The following is a 23,347-nucleotide window of genomic DNA, read 5'->3' as shown; positions in this document are numbered from 1 at the left end:
GCCGAGGGGTGATCTCGGCAACAGGAGACAATCATGCAACTGAACGATCCCGATCTGCTGCGCCATCAGGCCTATATCAACGGCCAGTGGTGCGACGCCAGCAATGGCGATGTGACTGAAATCTTCAATCCTGCCAATGGCGAGTCGCTGGGCGTGGTGCCGAACATCGGTGGCGCGCAGACCCGTCAGGCCATCGAGGCGGCGCAGGCTGCCCAGCCCGCCTGGCGTGCGTTGACGGCCAAGGAGCGCGCGGCGCGGCTGCGCAAATGGTACGAGTTGATGCTGGCCAATCAGGAAGATCTGGCGCGGATCATGACGGCCGAGCAGGGTAAGCCGCTGACCGAGGCGCGCGGTGAGGTGCTTTACGCGGCATCCTTCATCGAGTGGTTCGCCGAAGAAGCCAAGCGCGTCTACGGCGATACCATTCCCGGTCATCAACCGGACAAGCGCCTGATCGTGACCAAGGAGCCCATTGGCGTGACCGCGGCGATCACGCCCTGGAACTTCCCGGCGGCGATGATCACCCGCAAGGCCGGTCCGGCACTGGCCGCTGGCTGCGCCATGGTGCTCAAGCCGGCGCCACAGACACCGTTCAGTGCGCTGGCGCTGGCTGTGCTGGCCGAACGCGCGGGCATCCCGGCCGGGCTGTTCAGCGTACTGCCGGCCGATGCCGAGCGTTCCCGCGAAGTCGGCGCCGAGCTGTGCGCCAACCCCATCGTGCGCAAGCTGTCGTTCACCGGCTCCACCGGCGTTGGCATCAAGCTGATGGAGCAATGTGCGCCGACCCTGAAGAAGCTCTCGTTGGAACTGGGTGGCAATGCGCCGTTCATCGTCTTCGAGGATGCCGATCTCGACGCAGCGGTCGAAGGTGCGCTGGTGGCCAAGTACCGCAATGCTGGGCAGACCTGCGTCTGTGCCAATCGCCTGTATGTGCACGAGGCTGTCTACGACGCCTTTGCCGAAAAGCTGGCCGCGGCCGTGGCCAAACTGCGGGTTGGCCCGGGTGATGAAACAGGCGTCGTCATTGGTCCGTTGATCGACGGCAATGCCGTGGCCAAGGTACAGGCGCATCTGGCCGATGCGCTGGAGAAGGGCGCCAAGGTGCTGCAGGGCGGCAAGGCGCATGAGCTGGGCGGGCACTTTTTCGAGCCGACGGTCATCACCGACGTCACCCCTGATATGCGCGTGGCCCGCGAGGAAACCTTCGGTCCGCTGGCGCCGTTGTTCCGCTTCAGCGACGAAGCCGAGGTGGTACGCCAGGCCAACGACACCGAGTTCGGCCTGGCCGGCTACTTCTATACCCGCGATCTGGGCCGCACCTTCCGTGTCGCTGAAGCGCTGGAGTACGGCATGGTCGGTATCAATACCGGGCTGATCTCCAACGAAGTGGCGCCATTCGGCGGTATGAAGGCTTCAGGGCTCGGCCGCGAAGGCTCCAAGTACGGGCTGGATGAGTATCTGGAGATCAAGTACCTCTGCCTCGGCGGTATCTGAGGTAGGCGGCTCATGGTGGGAGGGGCTTTAGTCGCGATTGTCTTTGCACAAAAGCCAGAAGCTCGCCGCTGAAGCGCCTCCCACTGTCTCCTGCGCTTGTCGATCAAGGGCGCCACAGCCGCTACAATGCGCGCCACCGTGACCCAAGCCCTTAGAGGTGCGCCATGCAACCCTTCGCCATCGCCCCGTCGATCCTTTCCGCCGACTTCGCCCGCCTGGGTGAGGAAGTGGACAACGTACTCGCCGCCGGGGCGGACATCGTCCACTTCGATGTCATGGACAACCACTACGTGCCCAACCTGACCATCGGCCCGATGGTCTGTGCAGCGCTGCGTAAGTACGGCATCACCGCGCCGATCGACGCGCACCTGATGGTCAAGCCGGTGGATCGCATCATCGGCGACTTCATCGAAGCTGGCGCCTCGTACATCACCTTCCACCCGGAAGCCTCCGAGCACATCGACCGTTCGCTGCAGCTGATCAAGGCTGGTGGCGCCAAGGCCGGCCTGGTGTTCAACCCGGCCACCCCGCTGGACGTGCTCAAGTACGTGATGGACAAGGTCGACATGATCCTCTTGATGAGCGTCAACCCCGGCTTCGGCGGGCAGAAGTTCATCCCTGGCACCCTCGACAAGCTGCGCGAAGCACGCGCGCTGATCGATGCCAGCGGCCGCGAGATTCGCCTGGAGATCGACGGCGGCGTCAACGTGCAGAACATCCGTGAGATCGCCGAAGCAGGCGCCGACACCTTCGTCGCCGGCTCGGCGATCTTCAACCAGCCGGACTACAGGGCGGTGATCGATGCCATGCGCGCCGAACTGGCCCAGGTGCGTGGATGAAACCGCTGCGCGCGCTGTGCGCCGGTGAGCTGCCGCGCCTGGTGATGTTCGACCTGGACGGCACGCTGATCGACTCGGTGCCAGACCTGGCCGAGGCCGTCGACCGCATGCTGGTCGAGCTGGGGCGCGCACCTGCTGGCGTTGAAAGGGTCCGTGACTGGGTCGGCAATGGCGCACGGGTGTTGGTGCGCCGCGCCCTGGCCGGTGGTCTGGATCACGCCGCCGTGGGTGACGCCGAGACGGAAGAGGCGCTGGCGCGCTTTCTCGATATCTACGCCGACTGCCACAACCTGACCGCACTCTATCCCGGTGTGCACGAGCTGCTCGAGGCGCTCAGCACTGCAGCTGTGGAGCTGGCGGTGGTGACCAACAAGCCGGAGCGTTTCGTCGCGCCGTTGCTGGAGCAGGTGGGTCTCGGTGGTTATTTCCGCTGGATCATCGGCGGCGATACCCTGCCGCAGCAGAAGCCGGACCCTGCGGCGCTGCTGCAGGTGATGCATCTGGCTGGGGTCGAGGCGGCGCAGTCGCTGTTCATCGGTGACTCGCGCAACGACGTGCTGGCCGCACGCGCTGCGGGCGTACCGTGCATCGCAGTGAGCTACGGCTATAACCATGGCCGGCCGATTGCCGAAGAAAAACCGGGGCTGGTAGTCGATAGTCTCGCCGAACTGCTCTGATAGTTGCTTAGCCCGAGCGGCTGCGCTACCGTGGCCGCTCTCCTTATTCCCCCGCCTGTCGAGATCGCACCGTGGTGGTTAGCTGCAAACTCTGGATGAAAGTGATCAAGGCCCTGGCCCGTTGGCGCTGGCGCGCCTGATTTCGTCCTGCCGCCGCTGCGCGGCCCGTTTGCACCCGACCGTTTACCCCGAGCCATGAGGCTGATCATGACCCATGAAGAATTCCTGCGTTTAGCCGCTGAAGGCTACAACCGCATTCCGCTTGCCTGCGAAACCATCGCCGACTTCGACACGCCGCTGTCGATCTACCTGAAACTGGCCGATGCGCCCAACTCCTACCTGCTGGAGTCCGTGCAGGGCGGCGAAAAATGGGGGCGTTACTCGATCATCGGCCTGCCGGCGCGCACCGTGCTGCGTGTGCACGGTCATGACGTGGTGATCACCACCGACGGTGTCGAAATCGAGCGCCACGAATGTGCCGACCCGCTGGCCTTCGTCGAGCAGTTCAAGGCGCGCTACAAGGTGCCGACCATCGCCGGGCTGCCGCGTTTCAATGGTGGCCTGGTCGGTTATTTCGCCTATGACAGCGTGCGTTACGTCGAACCCAAGCTGGCTGCCGGGGTCAATCCCGACGCGCTGGGCACGCCGGACATCCTGCTCAACGTCTCCGATGCCGTGGTGGTGTTCGACAACCTGGCCGGCAAGATGCACGCCATCGTGCTGGTCGATCCGGCCGAGGCGGACGCCTTCGAGCGTGGCCAGGCGCAACTGCAGGAAATCCTGCACAAGCTGCGTCAGCCGTTCACCCCGCGTCTGGGGGTGGATCTGAACAAGCCGGCAGGCGAGGAACCCGCGTTCCGCTCCAGCTTTAGCCGCGAGGATTACGAACGCTCGGTCAGCGCCATCAAGGATTACATCCTGGCTGGCGACTGCATGCAGGTGGTGATTTCCCAGCGCATGTCGATCCCGTTCAAGGCTGCACCGATTGACCTTTATCGCGCGCTGCGATGCATCAACCCGACGCCTTACATGTACTTCTTCAACTTCGGCGACTTCCACGTGGTGGGTTCGTCGCCCGAGGTGCTGGTGCGCGTCGAGGACAATCTGGTCACCGTGCGGCCAATCGCCGGCACCCGCCCGCGCGGTGCGACCGAAGAGGCCGACCTGGCGCTGGAAGAAGACCTGCTGGCCGATGCCAAGGAAGTCGCCGAGCACCTGATGCTGATCGACCTGGGCCGTAACGACACCGGCCGTGTCTCGGAAATCGGCTCGGTGAAGCTGACCGAGAAGATGGTCATTGAGCGCTATTCCAACGTCATGCACATCGTTTCCAACGTCACCGGCGAGCTGAAAAAGGGCCTGACCTCGATGGACGCCCTGCGCGCGATCCTGCCGGCTGGCACCCTGTCCGGTGCGCCGAAGATCCGCGCCATGGAAATCATCGACGAGTTGGAGCCGGTCAAGCGTGGCGTCTACGGCGGCGCGGTCGGCTACTACGCCTGGAACGGCAACATGGACACCGCGATTGCGATTCGCACGGCGGTGATCAAGGACGGCGAGCTGCACGTGCAGGCCGGCGCCGGCATCGTCGCCGACTCGGTGCCCGCGCTGGAGTGGGAAGAAACCCTGAACAAGCGCCGCGCCATGTTCCGCGCCGTCGCGCTCGCCGAACAGACTGCCGTCCAGGCCCAGGAATAAGAGGAGCCGTACCATGCTTTTGATGATCGACAACTACGACTCCTTCACCTACAACGTCGTGCAGTACCTGGGTGAGCTGGGTGCCGACGTGCACGTGATTCGTAACGATGAACTGACCATCGCCGAGATCGAGGCTCTGCAGCCCGAGCGCATCGTCGTTTCGCCCGGCCCCTGCACGCCCACCGAGGCGGGGGTGTCCATCGAGTCCATCCTGCATTTCGCCGGCAAGCTGCCGATCCTCGGCGTCTGCCTCGGCCACCAGAGCATCGGCCAGGCCTACGGTGGTAATGTGGTGCGCGCGCGCCAGGTGATGCATGGCAAGACCAGCCCGGTGTTCCATGAGAACAAGGGCGTGTTCGCCGGCCTTAACAACCCGCTCACCGTGACCCGCTATCATTCCCTGGTGGTCAAGCGCGAAACCCTGCCGGATTGCCTGGAAATCACCGCCTGGACCCAGCATGAAGACGGCTCGGTCGACGAGATCATGGGCCTGCGCCACAAGACCCTGAACATTGAGGGCGTGCAGTTCCACCCCGAATCCATCCTCACCGAGCAGGGCCACGAACTGCTCGCCAACTTCCTCAAGCAGACCGGAGGCGTGCGCGCATGAATATCAAGGAAGCCCTGGGCCGGATCGTCGCCCAGCTCGATCTGACCACCGAGGAAATGCAGGCGGTGATGCGCGAGATCATGACCGGTCAGTGCACCGACGCGCAGATCGGCGCCTTCCTCATGGGCATGCGCATGAAGAGCGAGACCATCGACGAGATCGTCGGTGCCGCCAGCGTCATGCGCGAGCTGGCTGCACCGGTGGTGATCGACGCCGAGCGGCTGGTCGACACCTGCGGCACCGGTGGCGATGGCATGAACATCTTCAACGTTTCCACCGCCTCGGCCTTCGTCGTCGCCGCGGCCGGTGGCAAGGTGGCCAAGCACGGCAACCGCGCCGTGTCCGGCAAGAGTGGCAGCGCCGATCTGCTGGAAGCCGCTGGCGTCTACCTGGGGCTCAAGCCGGAGCAGGTCGCGCGCTGCGTCGAGAGTGTGGGCGTCGGTTTCATGTTCGCGCCGTCTCATCACGGGGCGATGAAGCACGCCATCGGTCCGCGCCGCGAGCTGGGCCTGCGCACCATCTTCAACATGCTTGGCCCGATGACCAACCCGGCAGGCGCCAAGCATCAGGTCATCGGCGTGTTCAGCCAGGCGCTGTGCCGGCCGATGGCCGAAGTGCTGCAGCGCCTGGGTAGCGAGCACGTACTGGTGGTGCACGCGCAGGATGGGTTGGACGAGATCAGCCTGGCCGCACCGACCTTCATTGCCGAGCTCAAGGACGGCAAGGTCAGCGAGTACCGCATCCAACCTGAGGATTTCGCTATCAAGAGTCAGAGCCTGATCGGCCTGACCGTCGACAACGCCGAGCAGTCGCTGGCGCTGATCCATGATGCCCTCGGCCGGCGCAAGACCGACAACGGTCAGAAGGCCGCCGATATGATCGTGCTCAATGCTGGCGCGGCGCTCTACGCGGCTGACCATGCCAGCAGCCTGCGCGAAGGTATGCAGCTGGCGCATGACGCCCTGCACACCGGCCTGGCGCGTGAGAAGCTGGAAGAGCTGGTGTCCTTTACCGCGGTATTCAAACAGGAGAACGAAGGGTGAGCGTGCCAACCGTACTGGAGAAGATCGTCGCCCGTAAGTTCGAGGAAGTCGCGGCCCGTCGCGCTCAGGTCAGCCTGGCCGAGGTCGAGGCTGCTGCGCGCAGTGCCGACGCACCACGTGGCTTTGCTCGTGCGTTGCTCGAGCAGGCCGCGCGCAAGCAACCGGCGGTGATCGCCGAGATCAAGAAGGCCTCGCCGAGCAAAGGCGTGCTGCGCGCCGACTTCGTCCCGGCCGATATCGCCCGCAGTTACGAAGCGGGTGGCGCCACCTGCCTGTCGGTGCTGACCGATATCGATTTCTTCCAGGGTGCCGACCAGTACCTGCAACAGGCCCGCGCGGCCTGTGCGCTGCCGGTGATCCGCAAGGACTTCATGGTCGATCCGTACCAGATCGTCGAAGCCCGCGCCCTCGGTGCCGACTGCGTGCTGCTGATCGTGTCCTGCCTGGATGACGTGCGCATGGCCGAGCTGGCCTCGGTGGCCAAGGATGTCGGCCTCGACGTGCTGGTCGAGGTGCATGACGGCGCCGAACTGGAGCGGGCGCTGAATACGTTGGACACACCACTGGTGGGGGTCAACAACCGCAACCTGCACACCTTCGATGTCAGCCTGGAAACCACCCTCGACCTGCTGCCGCGTATTCCGCGTGATCGTCTGGTGGTGACCGAAAGCGGCATCCTCAATCGCGCCGATGTCGAGCTGATGGAGATCAACGAGGTCTATGCCTTCCTGGTCGGTGAAGCCTTCATGCGGGCGGAAAGTCCGGGTAGCGAATTGCAGCGTTTGTTCTTTCCCGAGCGTGGGCGACCAGCAGTGATCGGCACGGACCCGGAATAACGCGCATGAAAAAGCCGGCAATCAAGCCGGCTTTTTCTACTGGGGCTGTTCAGCGTGTGCCGAAGACCACCATGGTCTTGCCTTTGACGTGTACCAGGCCCTGCTCTTCCAGGGACTTGAGCACTCGGCCGACCATCTCACGTGAGCAGCCGACGATGCGGCCGATTTCCTGACGCGTGATCTTGATCTGCATGCCGTCCGGATGGGTCATGGCATCCGGCTGCTTGCACAGGTCGAGCAGGGTGCGCGCAACACGGCCAGTGACATCGAGGAAGGCCAGGTCACCGACCTTGCGCGTGGTATTGCGCAGGCGTTCGGCCATCTGGCTGCCGAGGGCGAAGAGGATTTCGGGATCTTGCTGGGTCAGTTCGCGGAACTTGGCGTAGCTGATTTCCGCGACTTCGCATTCGGTCTTGGCGCGAACCCAGGCGCTGCGTTCCTTCTCTGAGCCATCCTTCTCGAACAGGCCCATCTCGCCGAAAAAGTCGCCAGAGTTGAGATAGGCGATGATCATTTCACGGCCATCGTCATCCTCGATCAGGATGGTGACCGAGCCCTTGACGATGAAGAACAAGGTTTCGCAGCGATCACCTGCGTAGATGATGGTGCTTTTGGCTGTGTAACGACGACGATGACAATGCGCAAGAAGCTTGTCGAGGTTCTTGATTTTTGGTGTAAGGGTAATAGCAACCATGCCCGAGTCCCGAATATGAAAAGTGAAGGCCTTTGTCCAACGGCAATTTCTTATTTGTTATCCGGCCAAGTGTGCCAGCATTCCGACGCCAGCTTAACAGACATACTATGACTAGGTAGTTTTTTGCGACCTGGGTAACGTAACTATGCGGAACTTTCGCGCATTCGGCGCACATCGGATTGCAGCCTGCCTGTGTTAATCTGCCGAACTTTTCCACTCTGGGAGCCAATATCGATGAAAGCGCGTGTGCAATGGGCCGGTGAAGCTCTGTTCCTCGGCGAGTCCGGTAGTGGCCATGCCGTGGTGATGGACGGTCCGCCCGATGCCGGTGGTCGTAATCTCGGTGTTCGACCGATGGAGATGCTGCTGATCGGCCTCGGTGGCTGCAGCAACTTCGATGTGGTCAGCATTCTGCGCAAGGGCCGCCAGCCGGTCGAAAGCTGCGAAGTCTTCCTCGACGCCGAGCGCGCAGGCGAGGAGCCCAAGGTGTTCACCAAGATTCACCTGCACTTCGTGGTCAAGGGCCGCGGGCTGAAAGAGGCGCAGGTGAAGCGGGCGGTGGAGCTGTCGGCGGAGAAGTACTGCTCGGCCTCGATCATGCTGGGTCGTGCCGGCGTCGATATCAGCCACGATTACGAGATCGTCGAACTGGGCTGAGGTTCGCTGAAAATGACGAGGGCGCCAATGGCGCCCTCGTTCGTTTCAGACGCGGTAGGTGCTCTTGGTCATCACCTTCGACAGCAAGGTCATGCCGAACTTGATCGGCGCCGGGAAGCGCAAGCCGCCCGCCGCCAGGGCACTGTTGGCATGTTGCTGTTCGTCGATGCGCATCTGCTCGAGGATGGCGCGCGACTTGGCGTCATGCTCGGGCAGTTGCTCCAGGTGCTCGTCCAGGTGTTTGCACACCTGATCTTCGGTGGCGGCGACGAAGCCCAGGCTGACGCGATCACTGACAAGCCCGGCAACAGCGCCAACACCGAAGGATAGACCGTAGAACAGCGGGTTGAGCACGCTCGGATGGCTGCCCAGCTCACGAATGCGCTGTTCGCACCAGGCCAGGTGGTCGATTTCCTCATCGGCCGCATGCTCCATGGCGCTACGCACTTCCGGCAGCTTGGCGGTCAGCGCCTGGCCCTGATAGAGCGCCTGGGCGCAGACTTCACCAGTGTGATTGATGCGCATCAGGCCGGCGACGTGGCGCGACTCCTCACTGCTCAGCTCGGTCTCGTTCTGCACGATGGCAGGCGAGGGGCGACTCGACGCGCCGCTGAATGGCAGCAGCGTGCGCAGCGCGGCATCGGCTTGCAGCAGCAGGCGGTCGACGGGGGAATACTGGCGTTCGCTGGCCATGGGGCACCTCCAGAGGTAACAACAGCGCTAGTTTACTGCAAAGTCGCCAGGTCGTCCGCGTTCAGGGTAGCTCGCGCAGCACGCGAAACCCCAGCGCATAGTCGCGATGATGCGGCTGCTTGAGGTCGCGCATGCTGCTGCGCAGGTAGACCGGGCCGCTGTTCCAGGCGCCGCCGCGCACCACGCGCGGGCTATTGTCGAACAGGCTGGCACTCTGCGTTTCGCTGCCGTCGAAGCGCTGGGTGAAGTTCGAGGCCGTCCACTCCCAGACGTTGCCCGCGGTGTCATGCAAGCCGAAGCCATTGGCCGGGAACTGGCCGACGGCTGCCGTCTTGTTGCGCAACAGGCGCGAGCTGGCGCAACCACGGCAGTGGGCGCGTGGCGCCTGCTCGCTGCTGTCGAGTTGCTCGCCCCACCAGTAGTAGCTCTGGCTGCCTCCGCGCGCTGCATACTCCCATTCGGCTTCGGTCGGCAGGCGATAGCGCGCGCCCGTCTCGCGTGACAACCACTGGGTATAGGCGTGAGCGTCACGCCAGGACACATGAATCACCGGACGCCGCGCCGAAAGACCCCAGCCCTCGTTGTCAGGCATGGGCAGCCCGTTGGCGTCGGCATACTTCTGCCAGTCGGCGAAGGTGACTTCGTAGCGGCCGATGGCGAAGGCTTGATCGAGCGCAATCGATCGTTGCGGGCGCTCGTTGTCATTGCCACGACCGCTGGCATCGCCAATGCGGAACTCGCCAGCCGGAATCACCACCATTTCGGGGCCCTGAGCGCCGCCGGGCAACGGGTCGCTGATGGTTTCGATAGCAGCGGCCGGCAGGTTAACCAGCAGGCCGGCTGCGATGGCCATGAATACTGTGATGCGACGCGCTTTCAGCACTTGCACGGCGTGATGCCTCCGGCGACGATCTGCGTGTTCAGGCGGTCCATGCTGTAAGTTCTCGATTCTGTGAAACCGCGGATGGTAACCCTGCGTGCCTGGCTGGCCAAATCTCCCAAGGAGTCGGTGTTGAAGAACGATATTCATGATCTTGGACTGGTGCTGGATTCCAAGGTCAAGCTGGTGGTGATCGAGTCCTGGGACGAGCTGCGCGTGCTGGAAACCCTGACAGGTTTGGCGATCAAGCGCGGTCTCGGCCTGCACACCTGGTCGGTGACCGAGGGCCTGCAGCGTCTGGGTTTCGGCGGCGCAGCGGTGGACGAGTCGCCGACCCTCGAGCCCGAAGCGGCGCTGCGTATGATCAAGGCCGATCTGCAGCCGAACCTCTACGTGATGTGCGACCTGCATCCCTTCCTCGATGACAACCCCAGGCTGGTGCGCCTGCTCAAGGAAATCGCCATGAGCCAGGCCGCGCACAAGCCGACGCTGGTGCTGGTGTCGCATGCGCTCAAGCTGCCTGCCGAAGTACAGCGTTTCGCGGCTCGTTTCAGTCTCGCGCTGCCGTCGGAAGACGAGCTACTGAGCATCGTGCGTGACGAGGCGACGCGTTGGAGCGAAGGCAATCGCGGCGCACGCGTGCGTACCGACAATCGCACCTTGCAGCAGGTGGTGAAGAACCTGCGCGGCCTCAGCCATGCCGAGGCACGCGCGCTGGCGCGCAACGTGATCTGCGATGACGGCGCGATCACCCAGGAAGACATCCCCGAGCTGAACAAGACCAAATTCCAGCTGCTGGATCTGGAGGGTGTGCTCAGCTTCGAATACGACACTGCACGCTTCGCCGAAGTCGGTGGGTTGGTCAACCTCAAGCGCTGGCTGGCCGAACGTCAGGCCGGCTTTCTCGAAGGCAAGCTCCTGGACGCACCGAAAGGCGTGATGCTGGTCGGCGTACAGGGCGGTGGCAAGAGCCTGGCGGCCAAGGCGGTTGCCGGACTCTGGGGCTTGCCGCTGCTGCGTCTGGACTTCGCCTGCCTGTACAACAAGTTCTTCGGCGAGACCGAGCGTAATCTGCGTGAGGCGCTACGTCTGGCCGAACAGATGGCGCCCTGTGTGCTGTGGATGGACGAGGTGGAGAAGGGGTTGGCCAGTGGCGACCACGACGGCGGCGTGAGCCAGCGCGTGCTCGGCACCCTGCTGACCTGGATGGCCGAGCGCAAGGCACCGGTGTTCGTGGTGGCCACGGCCAATGCCATCGACCGTCTGCCGCCGGAACTGGTACGCAAGGGGCGCTTCGACGAGCTGTTCTTCGTCGATCTGCCCAGTGCCGAGGTGCGGGCCGACATCTTCCGTATCCACCTGCAACGTCGTGAACTGGAACCAGGCGGCTTCGATCTCGCGCAGCTGGCTGCTGCCAGCGAGGGCTACTCGGGCGCCGAGATCGAGCAGGCAGTGGTCAGCGCGCTGTACGCTGGTCAAGCGCAGCAGCAGGCGGTCGATCAGGGGTTGCTGCTGCGCGCACTGCAGAGCACCGCGCCGCTGTCCGTGGTGATGGCCGAGCGCTTGATGGCGTTGCGAGAGTGGGCCGATGGGCGCACGGTCAATGCCGGCTGAGTACCCGGTCAGGCGCCGATGAAGGGGCGGGTCAGGCGACCACTGAGTTTGCGTACCAGCCAGCGCGGCGCGAGGCGTGGACTCAGGGCCAGCAGGCGGTTGCGCCAGCCGGGAATGATGATGGCGCGGTTCTTTTCCAGTGCACGCACGGTGATCAGCGCCACTTCCTCGGCGCTCATCATCAGCTTGCTGCCGGCAATCCGCGTGACGTCCATCTGCGCTGCACGGAAAAAGGCGCTGTGGGTCGGACCGGGGCAAAGTACTGACACACGCACGCCGCGGCTTCTCAGCTCTTCGCGCAACCCCTCGGAAAAGTTCAGCACATAGGCCTTGCTGGCGTAGTAGCTGCTCATCCAGGGGCCGGGCTGGAAGGCCGCGACCGAGGCGACGTTGAGAATCTGCCCGCTGCCGTGCTCGGCCATGCGCTGACCAAGTGCGTGACACAGGCGGGTCAGCGCCAGCACGTTGACTTCCAACTGCTCCAGCTCGCGACTCCAGTCCTGCTCCAGGAACGGACCGGCGCAGCCGAGGCCGGCGTTGTTCACTAGCAGATCGACATGCCACTGGCCTTCTTCCAGCTCCAGCAGCAGGCCGGACAATTGCAGCGGCTCGCTCAGGTCGCAGAGACGAAACAGCACTTCGACGCCGAAGCGCTGGGCCAACTCGCAGGCGATGCTTTCCAGGGCATCACGCCGGCGCGCCACCAGGATCAGGTTGCGCCCCCGGCGTGCCAGGGCTTCGGCCAAGGCCAGGCCAATGCCGCTGGACGCTCCGGTGATCAATGCATAGCTGCGCATGGTCGGGAATTACTGCTCCTGATATTCGGCGGCACGCTCGACATAGCCCTGATACTGGGGAATGGCGATGGCGGCGACGATACCGGTCACCGGCACCAGCAGGAACAACCAGGCCAGTACCTTGACTGCAGTGCTGTTGGGGGGCGGTGGTGGGCCGTAGCGGTTGACGCCTTGAGTGCCCGGGATGATCAGCATCAGCAGGGCGAACACGCTGCCGACCACCGGGATCAGGTGCACCAGCAGCAGCCAGCCGGACCAACCGATGTCATGCAGACGCTGTACGCCGATGAAGATGCCGATCACCACCGCGGCAATACTGACGATGCCCAGCGCCAACATGGCCAGGGTCGAGGACATCGCGGCAATGCCGGTACCGATCAACATGATCGGGATGAAACACAGCGTCATCGCCATCAGCCAGCCCAGGTAACGGACGCGGCCGATCCGGCCGCTGACGCCGAGGACCTTGAGCTCGGAGTACTGCGGCAATTGCTCGGCGACATTTGCCTGTGGCGGTGCATAGGGCGATGCAGCCGCTGCGACAGGTGCTTGGGCCGGAGCGGCTTCGGCCAGCTGTGCCTGGCGGGCGAGGTATTTCTCGATGATGATGCCGCAGGCGGAGCACTCGCTCGCCTTGGCCTGCTGATGACCGCATTTAGGGCAGGTCATATGCGGTGTGGCCGCGTCCACGGCCTGCTCTGTTTCGGCTTCGGTTGGCACCAGACTCAGACTGGCGGCCTGATCCAGCTCCTTGCGCACCTTGGCCCCCGCCTTCTGCAGAGCATTGAGGTACTGCTCCGCCTCGCCTTCGCCCAGATCACGCTTGAGCGCCACCGGCGTTCCGCTGAACAGACTGTCGATACGGGCAAGGTCGCTCTTGAACAGGCGGGCCAGGTTTGTCTTGACCATTTCCAACGATGCCTCGGGCATCAGTTGGCCGTCGAACACGATCTTGTAACGCGGTTGATTCATGCGAGCTTCCTTGTCGGCGGGAAGTGGGGGAGCGAAGTGCCCGTTGAGCAGCAAGCGAGGCATAAGCCTAGAGTGCCGCGAGGCCAATATACAAGCGGCCTGAAGCGCCGCTCATGGCTATTTTTCAGCTGTCGCCTATTGTGCTCCAGCGGCCGACCAGCTGGCCGCGGCGTAGTAGACGTATTTCGCTGAAATCGCCCAGCACACCTTCGCTGATCGCGGGGCGCAGAAATACCCAATCGTTGCTCGTCAGTCGTGTGCCTCTACCACCCACCAGGCGCTCCTGGTTGGCGCTACGGCCGTAGAGTTCGTCGTAGTCGAGCCCGGCCGGTGAGACGGGCTGTGCCGGCCAGCGACCGCCGTAGAGGTAGTAGGCGTTCTCTCGGTTGGGGTTCCAGGCGCTGATCAGAGGCTGCAGCGGTTGCAGGTAGGGCAGGGCGCCGTCGACCGTCTTGAGCACGGGGCTGGCGATCCACAGGGCCGGCTGATGCTCCTTGAGCAGTGGCGTGTCGAACTCCGCGGGCTTGAGCAGGGCGGAACCGACGGCGACTTCATTGAGCGAAGTCTCCTGCTGGCTGTGCAGCAGGTAGGTCAGGCTGCCGGCACCGTTGAGCAGCGGCTTTGCTGGCCAAAGATCGCTGACCCCCTGAGCGCTGCTGATGAATAGTCGATAGCGCTCATCGGTCTCGCTGAATGCTCGTAACTGATTCTGCCAGGGTGGGCTGTGTGCGACATGCGCGTCATATCCCATCAGCCCCTGCAGACGCAGTGCCGGCTGCTGGCGGAGTTGCAGCAGCGCCTGAGCCAGCGCCTGCGGGGTGGCGAAACCGCCGCGCTCCAGGCCGACGTCGATTTCCAGCGCAATGCGCAGCGGTCGCCCCAGCGCCTTGGCCAATTCACCGTATTGCATCAGGCGCTGCTGGCTGTCGATCAGCCAGGTCACCTGGCGGTCGGGATCGAAATCCTGGTGGTGCGCAAGCTGGCGATAGAAATTCAGCACAGCGGCAACCGGCATGGGTTTGCCAAGCAGCAGGTCGGCCTGGGGAAAGCTCCTGGCCAGGTGGTTCAGTTGCGGCTGATGAAAGACCATGAAGCGCTGGGTCTGCAGGCGCTTGGCCAGGTATTCCAATAGGCCGGTGCTAGCCAGCGATTTGGCCACCAGGCGCAGCTGGAGGCGACCGCCCAGTCTTGCGGCCAGCAGGTCGGCGTTGGCGTCGAGCCGGTCGAGGTCGAGCAGCAGGGTGGGGATACCCTCGTCATCGCGCTGCAGCTGCTGGTTGAGCTCGGCGAAGTAGGCGTCATGCTCGCGACCTCGATCAGTTGGGCGCAATGCCCAGCCGCCGAGCAGACCGAGCGCGCCCAGGCCCAGCAGGTGGCGACGCTTCATCGCGGCCAGCGTTGCCCCAGCGCTTGGCTACGTGTCAGTGCGGCGCGATATTCGTGGTCGAGTCGCGACACCAGCTCCTGCACCGATGGCAGATCGTCGATGCCGCCGACGCCCTGGCCGGCCGACCAGACGGTTTTCCAGGCCTTGGCTTCTTCATCCATCGGCTTGAGCTTCTCGCCGTAGTTGATATCGCCCTTGTTCTGCAGCTGTTTCAGGTCGTAGCCGGCCTGTTCCAGGCTCTGGCGCATGAAGCTGGCCGGTACACCGGACACGGCGGGTGTGTGAATGATGTCGGCGGCCCGCGCTTCGAGAATCATCGCCTTGTAATCGGCCGACGCGTTGTTCTCGGTCGTGGCGATGAAGCGTGTGCCCATATAGGCCAGGTCGGCACCGAGCAATTGCGCGGCGAGAATTTCGTGGCCGTGGTTGAGGCAGCCGGACAGCAACACGGTCTTGTCGAAGAACTGACGAATCTCGGCCAGCAGGGCGAAGGGACTCCAGGTACCGGCGTGGCCGCCAGCGCCGGCTGCCACGGCGATCAAGCCATCCACGCCAGCCTCGGCAGCTTTTTCGGCATGGCGGCGGGTGGTCACGTCATGGAACACCAGGCCGCCGTAGCTGTGCACCGCATCGACCACTTCCTTCACCGCGCCCAGGCTGGTGATGACGATGGGCACGCGGCGTTCGACGCAGATGGCCAGATCCGCCTGCAGGCGCGGGTTGCTGTTATGCACGATCAAATTGACGGCATAAGGCGCGGCGTTGCTCGCCAGGCTGGCTTCGATCTCATCGAGCCAGGCGGCGAAACCGGCGCTCTCGCGCTGGTTCAGCGCCGGAAAGCTGCCGACGATGCCGCTATTGCAGCACGCACTGACCAGCGCCGGGTTGGACACCAGAAACATCGGCGCAGCGACCAGAGGCAGGCGCAGGCGTTGATCGAGCAGGGCAGGCAGAGACATGGCGAATTCCTCAGAAGGGGCGAACGACGACCAGAATGACGATGCCCAGCAGGGCCAGCACCGGCGCTTCATTGAACCAACGATAGAACACGTGACTGCGGCTGTTCTCGCCGCGGGCAAAGCGCTTGAGCTGAGCACCGCAGAGGTGGTGATAGATCACCAGCGCCACTACCAGCGTGAGCTTGGCGTGCATCCAGCCTTGTGTGAAGTAGTACGCCGAATTGAGACTGAGTAACCAGATGCCCAGGCCCAGCGTGGCGATCATCGAGGGGATCATGATGCCGCGATACAGCTTGCGCTCCATGATGCAGAAGCGTTCGTGGCTGGCGGCGTCGCTGCTCATGGCGTGATAGACGAACAGACGCGGCAGATAGAACAGGCCGGCGAACCAGCAGACCATGGCGATGATGTGCAGAGCCTTGAGCCAGAGATAGAGCATTTTCGCTTCCCGCGCTGAAAAATGGCCTCGATAGTAGAGGCAGCTGACGGTCTGCGTCACCTCCGCGGTTGGAGCTTGGCCGATGCGGCTTTATCATCGGCAACTTTCCAATGGCTTTTGCAAAGGGGCATGTGATGATCAAGGTCGGTATCGTCGGCGGCACGGGCTACACAGGTGTCGAATTGCTGCGTCTGCTGGCGCAACACCCGCAGGCAGAGGTGACCGTGATCACTTCCCGTTCCGAGGCCGGCCTGCGCGTCGACGAGATGTACCCCAATCTGCGCGGCCACTACCCCGAACTCGCGTTCAGCGTGCCGGATGTCGCCACCCTGGGCGCCTGTGATGTGGTGTTCTTCGCCACCCCGCACGGCGTGGCCCATGCGCTGGCTGGTGAGTTGCTCGCTGCGGGCACGCGAGTGATCGACCTCTCCGCGGACTTCCGTCTGCAGGACGCCGAGGAGTGGGCCAAGTGGTACGGCCAGCCGCACGGCGCCCCCGAGCTGCTGAGCGAGGCGGTGTATGGTCTGCCCGAGGTCAATCGTGAGGCAATCAAGACTGCGCGCCTGATCGCCGTACCCGGCTGCTACCCGACCGCTACTCAGCTGGGGCTGATCCCGCTGCTCGAAGCCGGGCTGGCGGATGCCAGCAGCCTGATCGCCGATTGCAAGAGCGGTGTCAGCGGTGCCGGTCGTGGCGCCAGCGTTGGTTCACTGTTCTGTGAGGCCGGCGAGAGCATGAAAGCCTACTCGGTCAAGGGCCACCGCCACCTGCCGGAAATTCGCCAGGGGCTGCGCCAGGCAGCAGGTAGCGATGTCGGCCTTACCTTCGTGCCACACCTGACGCCGATGATTCGTGGCATTCACGCGACCCTGTATGCGCGCGTGGCCGATACCTCGGTCGATCTGCAGGCACTGTTCGAGAAGCGTTACGCCGGCGAGCCTTTCGTCGATGTGATGCCCGCGGGTAGCCATCCGGAAACCCGCAGTGTGCGCGGAGGCAACGTTTGCCGCATCGCCGTGCACCGTCCTCAGGGCGGCGAACTGGTGGTGGTGCTCTCGGTGATCGACAACCTGGTCAAGGGGGCCTCCGGCCAGGCGGTGCAGAACATGAACATCCTCTTCGGTCTCGACGAGCGTCTTGGCCTGTCGCACGCGGCCCTGCTGCCGTGATACCGGGCTGGGAGGTCCGCCTCAGCGATCCGCGTCGTGAGCGCAGACGCCGTTGGCTGCAACTGCTGCTGGTGCTCGCCGTACCGGCGGCCTTTGCCCTGGGATGGTACTGGCCACAGGTGCAGCCTCAGCAGACGCCCGAGGATACGCATGCACTGCTGACCCGTGTTGCCGAACAGGAGCAGGAACTGGAGCTGTTGCGCCAGCGCCTGGCTGTGGTCGGCAGTAGCGACAAGGTCACTCAGCAGGCCATGGAGCAGAATCGCCGCACCATCAAACTGCTGGAGGAGCAGATCTTCAAGCAGCAGCAGGATCTGGCCTTCTATAAAGGCGTGTTGGCACCTGCCAGTCGTCGTGAAGGCATTCGCATTCGCGCCTTTGAGCTGCAAGCCACGGACGCGCCGCAGCGATTTCGCTACAAATTGCTGATGAGCCGAGTCGGTGCCAGTGATGAGGCATTGCAGGGGCGTTTGCGTATCACGGTCGAAGGACTGCAGGACGGTAAGCCGGCCACTTTGGAGCTGGCGGCGCTGTCCGACGAGGTCAGCGAGAGCAGCATTGCCTTCTCTTTCAAACACTTCCAGTCCTTCCCCGAAGCGGGTCGTTTCGGCGAGCTACAACTACCTGAGGGCTTTGAGCCGCGTCAGGTCAAGGTTCAGGCGGAGGTCGAGGGCGACAAGCCGCTGAGCCGTACATTCGAATGGATAAAATCAGGAGCGATAGCCACCCATGTGGAGTAAAGACAAGACCAAACCCGACTTGCAGCGCTTCAGCGGTAAGACCAGTCTGATTGCCGCTGGCGCCGAGCTGGTAGGCGACATGCGCTTTCAGGGCGCGGTGCAAGTGGATGGTCGGGTCACCGGTAATCTGTTGGCTACCGAAGGGCTGGTGCGCGTGAGTGCAGGCGGTCTGGTTGAAGGTGAGATACGTGCACCCCATATAGTGATCGATGGAGAGGTGAGTGGTGATGTGTTCGCCAGCGGCCATCTTGAGCTGGGTTCACGCTCCCGGGTTCGCGGTAACCTGCACTACGGCCTGATGGAGATGGCCATGGGGGCGCAGATCGAGGGGCGCCTTTGCCACCTCAAGGATGGTGAGCGGCCACTCGAGCTTCCCGCTACGCTGGAAATCGAGCAATAGTTGACCAATTTCGTCGGGCAAGCGGATAATGCATGCCCAAAGCAGTATGGCGCATGGCGCCGGGAGTCCAGCATGAGCGTCGAAACCTTCACCCCTGCCCCCTTGCACTTTACCCAAGGCGCGGCCAGCAAGGTGAAGAACCTGGTCGATGAAGAGGGCAATCCGCGCTTGAAGCTGCGCGTGTTCGTCACGGGCGGCGGCTGCTCGGGCTTTCAGTACGGCTTTACCTTCGATGAGGACGTGGCCGAGGACGACACCATTGTCGAGCGTGAAGGCGTGAGTCTGGTGGTCGATGCCATGAGCTTCCAGTATCTGGCAGGTTCGGAGGTCGACTATCAGGAAGGGCTGGAAGGTTCGCGTTTCGTGATCAAGAACCCCAATGCCACCACTACCTGTGGTTGCGGGTCGTCCTTCTCGATCTGAATGCTTTGCCTGATGACAGACGCCGCGCTCGATGCGCGGCGTTGTCGTTTTCAGGCCGGGTAGATGGCGCCGAGCACGCGCAGGCCTTTGGCGCCAGTCACGCTCGGTCGATTGCCAGCAATGCCTTCAAGTGCGCAATGTGCCAGCCAGGCGAAGGCCATGGCTTCGACCCAGTCCGGGTCTACGCCCTCAGTCGCGGTGCTGCTGACCTCGGTTCCTGCCAGCATCTCGCTCAGGCGCTTCATCAGGCAAGCGTTGTGAGCGCCGCCGCCACACACCAGCAGAACGTCCGTGTGGGCTTGCGCGTTGCGCAAGGCGCTGACGACACTGCGCGCGGTGAGTTCTACCAGGGTCGCCTGAACGTCTTCGCCGGCCAACTGTGGCAATGCTTGCAGATGGCCAAGCAACCAGTCGAGATTGAACAGCTCGCGACCGGTACTCTTCGGTCCTCGGGTGGCGAAGAAGGGATCGCCCAGCAGCCGTTTCAATAGCTCCGGGTGTACGGTACCGCTGGCTCCCCAGGCACCATCACGGTCATAGGCGAGGCCCTGGCAATGCTGAATCCAGGCGTCGAGCAGAACGTTGCCAGGGCCGCTGTCGAATCCCAGAACCTCCTGGCCGGGTGAAAGCAGGCTGAGGTTACTGAAACCGCCGACATTGAGCACGGCAACCTGCCGCTGGCTATTGCCGAACAGATCATGGTGGAAAGCCGGGACCAGGGGGGCCCCTTGACCACCGGCGGCCACATCGCGGCGGCGAAAGTCTGCGACCACGCAAATGCCCGTAAGCTCGGCCAGCAATGCCGGGTTGCCAATCTGGATGGTGAAGCCGCGCGCCGGTTCATGGCGCACTGTCTGGCCATGACTACCGATGGCGCGAATCTGCTGCGCGGTCAGGTTCTGTTGCTGCAGGAGTTCGTTGATAGCGGCAGCGGCCAGTTCGACCCAGCGCTGTTCTGCAATGGCCGCGCGCGCCAGTTCATCATCGCCCGAGGTGCACAGCGCCAGCAGGTCGCTATGCAGCTGTTCTGGCATGGGGCGATAGAGGGTGGCGAGCAGGTGAGGGCGCTGATCCTGATCGATCAGCGCGATGTCCAGCCCATCCAGGCTGGTGCCGGACATCACGCCAATATAGAGGGGCACGGCTTACTGCTGGTTGGCGGCTAGCATGGTGGCCTTTTCCTGGTCCATGCGTGCCATCAGCGGCTTGCTCAGTTGCATGAAGCGTTGCTTCTCGCTCGCTGCAATCGGGTCGGCCATCGGCAGCTTCTGGCTGAGCGGGTCGACGTGTACGCCGTTGACCTGAAACTCATAGTGCAGGTGCGGGCCGGTGGAGAGTCCGGTAGTACCGATATAACCGATGATCTGGCCTTGCTTGACGTTCGCACCGTTGCGTACACCTTTGGCAAAACCCTGCATGTGTGCGTAAAGGGTGCGATAGCGCTGGCCGTGCTGGATGATCACGGTATTGCCGTAGCCACCGTTACGACCTGCCAGCGTCACGCGACCGTCACCGGCCGCCTTGATCGGCGTGCCACGTGGCGCAGCATAGTCGACACCCTTGTGTGCGCGGATCTTGTTCAGGATCGGGTGCTTGCGACCAGTGGAGAAGCGCGAGCTGATACGAGCGAAGTCCACCGGCGTGCGGATGAATGCCTTGCGCATGCTTTCGCCATCGGCATTGTAGTAGCTGGTGGTGCCTTGCTTGCTGGTGTAGCGCACGGCGGTATAGGTCTTGCCGCGGTTGGTGAAGCGTGCCGAGAGAATGTTGCCGGTGCCGACACGCTTGCCGTTCACCACCTTCTCTTCATAGATGACCTCGAACTCGTCGCCTTCGCGAATATCCATGGCGAAGTCGATGTCGTAGCCAAACACGTTGGCCAGGTCCATGGTCAGGCTATGAGACAGGCCCGCACGCTTGGCGGAAAGGAACAGCGAGCTGTTGATCACGCCGCGGCTGTATGCGGTGACCACCTCAGGCTTGACCTGATCGCGCTGGAAATCGAAGCCTTTGTCGGTACGGCTGAGGCGAATGGTTTCCAGATCGCTGAGCTTGCTCTGCAGACTCTTCAACTTGCCGTCTTCGTTCAGTTCGAAGTCCAGCACCTGGCCAACTTTGAGACGGCTGAACTGCTTGGCGTCCTTGCTGCTATTGAGCGCTTCATGCAGATCATTGGCGTTCAGACCGACCTTGGCGAACACGGTAGAAAGCGTATCGCCATTACTGACCGTGATGTTGTGGTGGTTGGGGTCGGAAGGAGGAGTTGTGTCGGCTGTTTCTAGGAGATCTTCGTCAGCGTCTTCTGCGCTGTTGTCTGCGGTGTTCGCGCTCTGCTCGATCTTTGCGAAGGGCGAAGCGGCGCCAGGCACTGGCAGTCCCGCTCGGAGGTCGTCCTTTTCCTGCAGCACCTGCTCGGTATCGTTACCGAGATCCAGGTCGAGAAAGGTTTTCTGCGCTTCGACTTCACGCGAAGGAAACACCAGCAGAGCCAGGCTCAGCAGCGCAGCTACACCGCTAGCAGCCAGGATGTGGCTTTTAGGGTAGGGCGGGGCTTTAGGAATATTTTGCGTCATGGCGTGAGGCGTTTTCTTGGAATATGCATTAACTGTATAAAATATAACCAAAATCGGCTTGGGGCAACCCTTGACATGCCGAACGGACGCTCAGGGCGCTTACCCTGGGCAAAACTTGTAATTAGTCCGCGATCTTGTATGGTTGGTTCCCTTTCAATTTCCAGTGGTTGCGGGTTCTGTCATGAAGTCGGTCGAAGAGCAGCTGGCGCTGATCAAGCGCGGTGCAGAAGAGGTTCTGGTTGAGGCTGAGCTGGTCGAAAAGCTCAAGCGTGGTCAGCCGCTGCGGATCAAGGCGGGTTTCGACCCTACCGCGCCTGATCTGCATCTCGGTCACACCGTGCTCATTAATAAGCTGCGTCAGTTTCAGGAGCTCGGTCACCAGGTGATCTTTCTGATCGGGGACTTTACCGGAATGATCGGTGACCCCAGCGGCAAGAGCGCTACTCGTCCGCCGCTGACCCGTCAGCAGGTTCTGGATAATGCTGAGACCTATAAACAGCAGGTGTTCAAGACTCTCGATCCGGTCAGGACCGAGGTGGCGTTCAACTCCACCTGGATGGATCAGCTCAAGCCCGCTGACTTCATTCGTCTGGCTTCGCAGTACACCGTGGCGCGCATGCTCGAGCGCGATGATTTCGACAAGCGCTACACCGGCAACCAGCCGATCGCCATTCATGAGTTTCTCTACCCGCTGGTGCAAGGCTACGATTCCGTAGCACTGAAGGCCGATGTCGAGCTGGGCGGTACCGACCAGAAATTCAACCTGCTGATGGGGCGCGAGTTGCAGCGCGCCTATGGCCAGGAATCGCAGTGCATCGTCACCATGCCGTTGCTGGAAGGTCTTGATGGCGTGAAGAAGATGTCCAAGTCGCTGGGCAATTACGTCGGCATCCAGGAGGCGCCGGGCGTGATGTACAACAAGCTCGTGTCCATGCCTGATGCGCTGATGTGGCGTTACTTCGAACTGCTCAGCTTCCGCTCCATGGAAGAGATCGAGCGGTTCAAACGTGATGTTGAGCAGGGCGCCAATCCACGTGACATCAAGATCAAGCTGGCCGAAGAGCTCGTGGCGCGCTTTCACGGTGAAGAGGCTGCGGCCACTGCGCACCGCTCCGCTGGCAATCGCATGAAGGATGGCGAGCTGCCGGAAGATCTGCCTGAGGTTGAGTTGGCCTCGGTTGAAGATATGCCGATCTCGTCCGTCCTTAATAAAGCAGGCCTGGTTAAGAATGCTGCCGTGGCTCGCGATCTGCTGGGTTCGGGTGGCGTGCGCGTCGATGGTGAGGTGGTTGACCGCACTTTCCTGTTCAAGGTGGGTTCGACCCATGTCTGTCAGGCCGGCAAGAAGGCCTTTGCGCGCATCACGCTCAAGGCCGAGTAACAAAACTGCAAAATAAGCTTGACGCGCATTCTGCTGGCGGTAGAATGCGCGCCACTTCAGCGATGAAGCGCTTCAAAAACTTCTTGTTAATCAATAAGTTAAGTTGAATGAAGGGCTTGCAAAGCTGGATCTGGCGTGTAGAATGCGTGCCGGTCGATAGGGTGGTGGTTTGATCCTGTTGGTGGTTCGGTCGAATGGATCGAAAGCGGTTTGAAAGAGGTGGTTGACAGCGGTTTTGAACGCTGTAGAATGCGCCTCCCGCTGGAGAGAAGAAGTTCTGATCGAAGGCGCAAGTGGTTGAGTAGAAAGAAGTTTCTCCGGAAACAAAATCGAAAAACAGCTTGACAGATAGAGAGGCTGCTGTAGAATGCG

24 protein-coding genes and 1 pseudogene are annotated in these 23,347 nt (G+C 62.5%); 14 read left to right on the top strand and 11 right to left on the bottom strand.

Annotated elements, in window-relative coordinates; translation table 11 throughout:
* The first annotated feature begins 33 nt into the window (after nucleotides 1-33).
* From gabD to trpC, 7 genes and pseudogenes are all read left to right on the top strand, one after another.
* Nucleotides 34-1,494, top strand: a complete 1,461-nt coding sequence (gene gabD / locus BLS08_RS23755) for an NADP-dependent succinate-semialdehyde dehydrogenase (RefSeq protein WP_017675655.1) — start codon at nucleotides 34-36, stop codon at nucleotides 1,492-1,494.
* Nucleotides 1,495-1,658: 164 nt separating this feature from the next.
* Complete coding sequence (gene rpe / locus BLS08_RS23750; protein WP_017675654.1) at nucleotides 1,659-2,333, top strand: ribulose-phosphate 3-epimerase; 675 nt, start codon at nucleotides 1,659-1,661, stop codon at nucleotides 2,331-2,333.
* Nucleotides 2,330-3,150, top strand: a pseudogene (locus BLS08_RS23745) (phosphoglycolate phosphatase). Before rpe ends, BLS08_RS23745 begins: the two are co-directional and overlap by 4 nt.
* 67 nt (nucleotides 3,151-3,217) lie before the next feature.
* Nucleotides 3,218-4,708 (top strand): anthranilate synthase component I, encoded by a 1,491-nt coding sequence (gene trpE, locus BLS08_RS23740; RefSeq protein ID WP_017675652.1) that lies wholly within the window; start codon nucleotides 3,218-3,220, stop codon nucleotides 4,706-4,708.
* Between the two features lie 13 nt (nucleotides 4,709-4,721).
* A complete protein-coding gene (locus BLS08_RS23735) occupies nucleotides 4,722-5,318 on the top strand; it encodes an aminodeoxychorismate/anthranilate synthase component II (protein ID WP_017675651.1) in 597 nt (198 codons plus the stop codon).
* A complete protein-coding gene (trpD, locus tag BLS08_RS23730; protein ID WP_017675650.1) occupies nucleotides 5,315-6,361 on the top strand; it encodes an anthranilate phosphoribosyltransferase in 1,047 nt (348 codons plus the stop codon). Before BLS08_RS23735 ends, trpD begins: the two co-directional genes overlap by 4 nt.
* The gene (gene trpC / locus BLS08_RS23725; protein WP_017675649.1) at nucleotides 6,358-7,197 is read left to right on the top strand and encodes an indole-3-glycerol phosphate synthase TrpC; all 840 of its coding nucleotides are present in this window, start codon (nucleotides 6,358-6,360) and stop codon (nucleotides 7,195-7,197) included. The genes trpD and trpC overlap by 4 nt, the downstream gene beginning before the upstream one ends.
* 49 nt (nucleotides 7,198-7,246) lie before the next feature.
* Here trpC and crp read toward each other — a convergent pair whose 3' ends face one another.
* Complete coding sequence (crp, locus tag BLS08_RS23720) at nucleotides 7,247-7,891, bottom strand: cAMP-activated global transcriptional regulator CRP (protein ID WP_017675648.1); 645 nt, start codon at nucleotides 7,889-7,891, stop codon at nucleotides 7,247-7,249.
* A 234-nt stretch (nucleotides 7,892-8,125) separates the two neighbouring features.
* Between crp and BLS08_RS23715 the strand changes: the two genes are divergently transcribed.
* Nucleotides 8,126-8,548 carry an OsmC family protein gene (locus BLS08_RS23715; RefSeq protein WP_017675647.1) on the top strand — a complete coding sequence of 141 codons (423 nt, stop codon included), beginning with the start codon at nucleotides 8,126-8,128 and terminating at the stop codon, nucleotides 8,546-8,548.
* A 45-nt stretch (nucleotides 8,549-8,593) separates the two neighbouring features.
* Here BLS08_RS23715 and coq7 read toward each other — a convergent pair whose 3' ends face one another.
* Nucleotides 8,594-9,241, bottom strand: a complete 648-nt coding sequence (coq7, locus tag BLS08_RS23710; RefSeq protein WP_017675646.1) for a 2-polyprenyl-3-methyl-6-methoxy-1,4-benzoquinone monooxygenase — start codon at nucleotides 9,239-9,241, stop codon at nucleotides 8,594-8,596.
* A 61-nt stretch (nucleotides 9,242-9,302) separates the two neighbouring features.
* Nucleotides 9,303-10,130 (bottom strand): formylglycine-generating enzyme family protein, encoded by an 828-nt coding sequence (locus BLS08_RS23705; protein ID WP_017675645.1) that lies wholly within the window; start codon nucleotides 10,128-10,130, stop codon nucleotides 9,303-9,305.
* A gap of 123 nt (nucleotides 10,131-10,253) precedes the next feature.
* On the opposite strand from BLS08_RS23705, the gene BLS08_RS23700 reads away from it, so the two are divergent.
* Nucleotides 10,254-11,735, top strand: a complete 1,482-nt coding sequence (locus BLS08_RS23700; protein ID WP_026088457.1) for an AAA family ATPase — start codon at nucleotides 10,254-10,256, stop codon at nucleotides 11,733-11,735.
* A gap of 8 nt (nucleotides 11,736-11,743) precedes the next feature.
* On the opposite strand, the gene BLS08_RS23695 is transcribed toward BLS08_RS23700, so the two are convergent.
* The 5 genes from BLS08_RS23695 to hemJ form a co-directional block, all read right to left on the bottom strand.
* The gene (locus BLS08_RS23695; RefSeq protein WP_017675643.1) at nucleotides 11,744-12,532 is read right to left on the bottom strand and encodes an SDR family NAD(P)-dependent oxidoreductase; all 789 of its coding nucleotides are present in this window, start codon (nucleotides 12,530-12,532) and stop codon (nucleotides 11,744-11,746) included.
* Nucleotides 12,533-12,541: 9 nt separating this feature from the next.
* On the bottom strand, nucleotides 12,542-13,504 hold the full coding sequence (locus tag BLS08_RS23690) for a DUF805 domain-containing protein (RefSeq protein ID WP_017675642.1): 963 nt from the start codon (nucleotides 13,502-13,504) through the stop codon (nucleotides 12,542-12,544).
* A 124-nt stretch (nucleotides 13,505-13,628) separates the two neighbouring features.
* A complete protein-coding gene (locus BLS08_RS23685) occupies nucleotides 13,629-14,891 on the bottom strand; it encodes an alanine racemase (RefSeq protein ID WP_017675641.1) in 1,263 nt (420 codons plus the stop codon).
* Complete coding sequence (locus BLS08_RS23680) at nucleotides 14,888-15,850, bottom strand: NAD(P)H-dependent flavin oxidoreductase (protein ID WP_017675640.1); 963 nt, start codon at nucleotides 15,848-15,850, stop codon at nucleotides 14,888-14,890. The genes BLS08_RS23685 and BLS08_RS23680 overlap by 4 nt, the downstream gene beginning before the upstream one ends.
* A gap of 10 nt (nucleotides 15,851-15,860) precedes the next feature.
* Nucleotides 15,861-16,289, bottom strand: coding sequence for a protoporphyrinogen oxidase HemJ (gene hemJ, locus BLS08_RS23675; RefSeq protein ID WP_017675639.1), 429 nt, complete (start codon nucleotides 16,287-16,289; stop codon nucleotides 15,861-15,863).
* Between the two features lie 134 nt (nucleotides 16,290-16,423).
* Here hemJ and argC point away from each other — a divergent pair, with 134 nt between their 5' ends.
* From argC to erpA, 4 genes are all read left to right on the top strand, one after another.
* Entirely contained in the window at nucleotides 16,424-17,458 is a 1,035-nt protein-coding gene (gene argC, locus BLS08_RS23670; RefSeq protein WP_017675638.1) for an N-acetyl-gamma-glutamyl-phosphate reductase, read from the top strand.
* Nucleotides 17,455-18,198 (top strand): DUF6776 family protein, encoded by a 744-nt coding sequence (locus BLS08_RS23665; RefSeq protein ID WP_017675637.1) that lies wholly within the window; start codon nucleotides 17,455-17,457, stop codon nucleotides 18,196-18,198. Before argC ends, BLS08_RS23665 begins: the two co-directional genes overlap by 4 nt.
* Entirely contained in the window at nucleotides 18,188-18,598 is a 411-nt protein-coding gene (locus BLS08_RS23660; protein ID WP_017675636.1) for a bactofilin family protein, read from the top strand. Before BLS08_RS23665 ends, BLS08_RS23660 begins: the two co-directional genes overlap by 11 nt.
* Nucleotides 18,599-18,670: 72 nt before the next feature.
* On the top strand, nucleotides 18,671-19,021 hold the full coding sequence (gene erpA, locus BLS08_RS23655; protein ID WP_003463426.1) for an iron-sulfur cluster insertion protein ErpA: 351 nt from the start codon (nucleotides 18,671-18,673) through the stop codon (nucleotides 19,019-19,021).
* Between the two features lie 50 nt (nucleotides 19,022-19,071).
* Here erpA and BLS08_RS23650 read toward each other — a convergent pair whose 3' ends face one another.
* Nucleotides 19,072-20,163, bottom strand: a complete 1,092-nt coding sequence (locus BLS08_RS23650; RefSeq protein WP_017675635.1) for an anhydro-N-acetylmuramic acid kinase — start codon at nucleotides 20,161-20,163, stop codon at nucleotides 19,072-19,074.
* Between the two features lie 3 nt (nucleotides 20,164-20,166).
* Complete coding sequence (locus tag BLS08_RS23645; RefSeq protein WP_017675634.1) at nucleotides 20,167-21,594, bottom strand: peptidoglycan DD-metalloendopeptidase family protein; 1,428 nt, start codon at nucleotides 21,592-21,594, stop codon at nucleotides 20,167-20,169.
* A gap of 181 nt (nucleotides 21,595-21,775) precedes the next feature.
* Here BLS08_RS23645 and tyrS point away from each other — a divergent pair, with 181 nt between their 5' ends.
* The gene (gene tyrS / locus BLS08_RS23640; protein WP_017675633.1) at nucleotides 21,776-22,975 is read left to right on the top strand and encodes a tyrosine--tRNA ligase; all 1,200 of its coding nucleotides are present in this window, start codon (nucleotides 21,776-21,778) and stop codon (nucleotides 22,973-22,975) included.
* Here tyrS and BLS08_RS26460 read toward each other — a convergent pair.
* A partial coding sequence (locus BLS08_RS26460) for a hypothetical protein (RefSeq protein ID WP_208600923.1) occupies nucleotides 22,962-23,347 on the bottom strand: 386 nt, incomplete at its 5' end. The genes tyrS and BLS08_RS26460 overlap by 14 nt on opposite strands.

Origin of the sequence: Ectopseudomonas chengduensis (assembly GCF_900102635.1) — a bacterium.
Classification (GTDB): domain Bacteria; phylum Pseudomonadota; class Gammaproteobacteria; order Pseudomonadales; family Pseudomonadaceae; genus Aquipseudomonas; species Aquipseudomonas chengduensis.
This window is presented reverse-complemented; position numbering and strand designations above follow the sequence as displayed.

What these genes read in the sequence shown, in the direction of transcription:
- trpE (WP_017675652.1), top strand. Translation starts at nt 3,218, where the DNA reads ATGACCCATGAAGAATTCCTGCGTTTAGCCGCTGAAGGCTACAACCGC.
- BLS08_RS23715 (WP_017675647.1), top strand. Translation starts at nt 8,126, where the DNA reads ATGAAAGCGCGTGTGCAATGGGCCGGTGAAGCTCTGTTCCTCGGCGAG.
- coq7 (WP_017675646.1), bottom strand. Translation starts at nt 9,241, where the DNA reads ATGGCCAGCGAACGCCAGTATTCCCCCGTCGACCGCCTGCTGCTGCAA.
- trpD (WP_017675650.1), top strand. Translation starts at nt 5,315, where the DNA reads ATGAATATCAAGGAAGCCCTGGGCCGGATCGTCGCCCAGCTCGATCTG.
- hemJ (WP_017675639.1), bottom strand. Translation starts at nt 16,289, where the DNA reads ATGCTCTATCTCTGGCTCAAGGCTCTGCACATCATCGCCATGGTCTGC.
- BLS08_RS23660 (WP_017675636.1), top strand. Translation starts at nt 18,188, where the DNA reads ATGTGGAGTAAAGACAAGACCAAACCCGACTTGCAGCGCTTCAGCGGT.
- BLS08_RS23645 (WP_017675634.1), bottom strand. Translation starts at nt 21,594, where the DNA reads ATGACGCAAAATATTCCTAAAGCCCCGCCCTACCCTAAAAGCCACATC.
- gabD (WP_017675655.1), top strand. Translation starts at nt 34, where the DNA reads ATGCAACTGAACGATCCCGATCTGCTGCGCCATCAGGCCTATATCAAC.
- BLS08_RS23690 (WP_017675642.1), bottom strand. Translation starts at nt 13,504, where the DNA reads ATGAATCAACCGCGTTACAAGATCGTGTTCGACGGCCAACTGATGCCC.
- argC (WP_017675638.1), top strand. Translation starts at nt 16,424, where the DNA reads ATGATCAAGGTCGGTATCGTCGGCGGCACGGGCTACACAGGTGTCGAA.
- BLS08_RS23695 (WP_017675643.1), bottom strand. Translation starts at nt 12,532, where the DNA reads ATGCGCAGCTATGCATTGATCACCGGAGCGTCCAGCGGCATTGGCCTG.
- erpA (WP_003463426.1), top strand. Translation starts at nt 18,671, where the DNA reads ATGAGCGTCGAAACCTTCACCCCTGCCCCCTTGCACTTTACCCAAGGC.
- BLS08_RS23680 (WP_017675640.1), bottom strand. Translation starts at nt 15,850, where the DNA reads ATGTCTCTGCCTGCCCTGCTCGATCAACGCCTGCGCCTGCCTCTGGTC.
- tyrS (WP_017675633.1), top strand. Translation starts at nt 21,776, where the DNA reads ATGAAGTCGGTCGAAGAGCAGCTGGCGCTGATCAAGCGCGGTGCAGAA.
- rpe (WP_017675654.1), top strand. Translation starts at nt 1,659, where the DNA reads ATGCAACCCTTCGCCATCGCCCCGTCGATCCTTTCCGCCGACTTCGCC.
- BLS08_RS23735 (WP_017675651.1), top strand. Translation starts at nt 4,722, where the DNA reads ATGCTTTTGATGATCGACAACTACGACTCCTTCACCTACAACGTCGTG.
- BLS08_RS23685 (WP_017675641.1), bottom strand. Translation starts at nt 14,891, where the DNA reads ATGAAGCGTCGCCACCTGCTGGGCCTGGGCGCGCTCGGTCTGCTCGGC.
- crp (WP_017675648.1), bottom strand. Translation starts at nt 7,891, where the DNA reads ATGGTTGCTATTACCCTTACACCAAAAATCAAGAACCTCGACAAGCTT.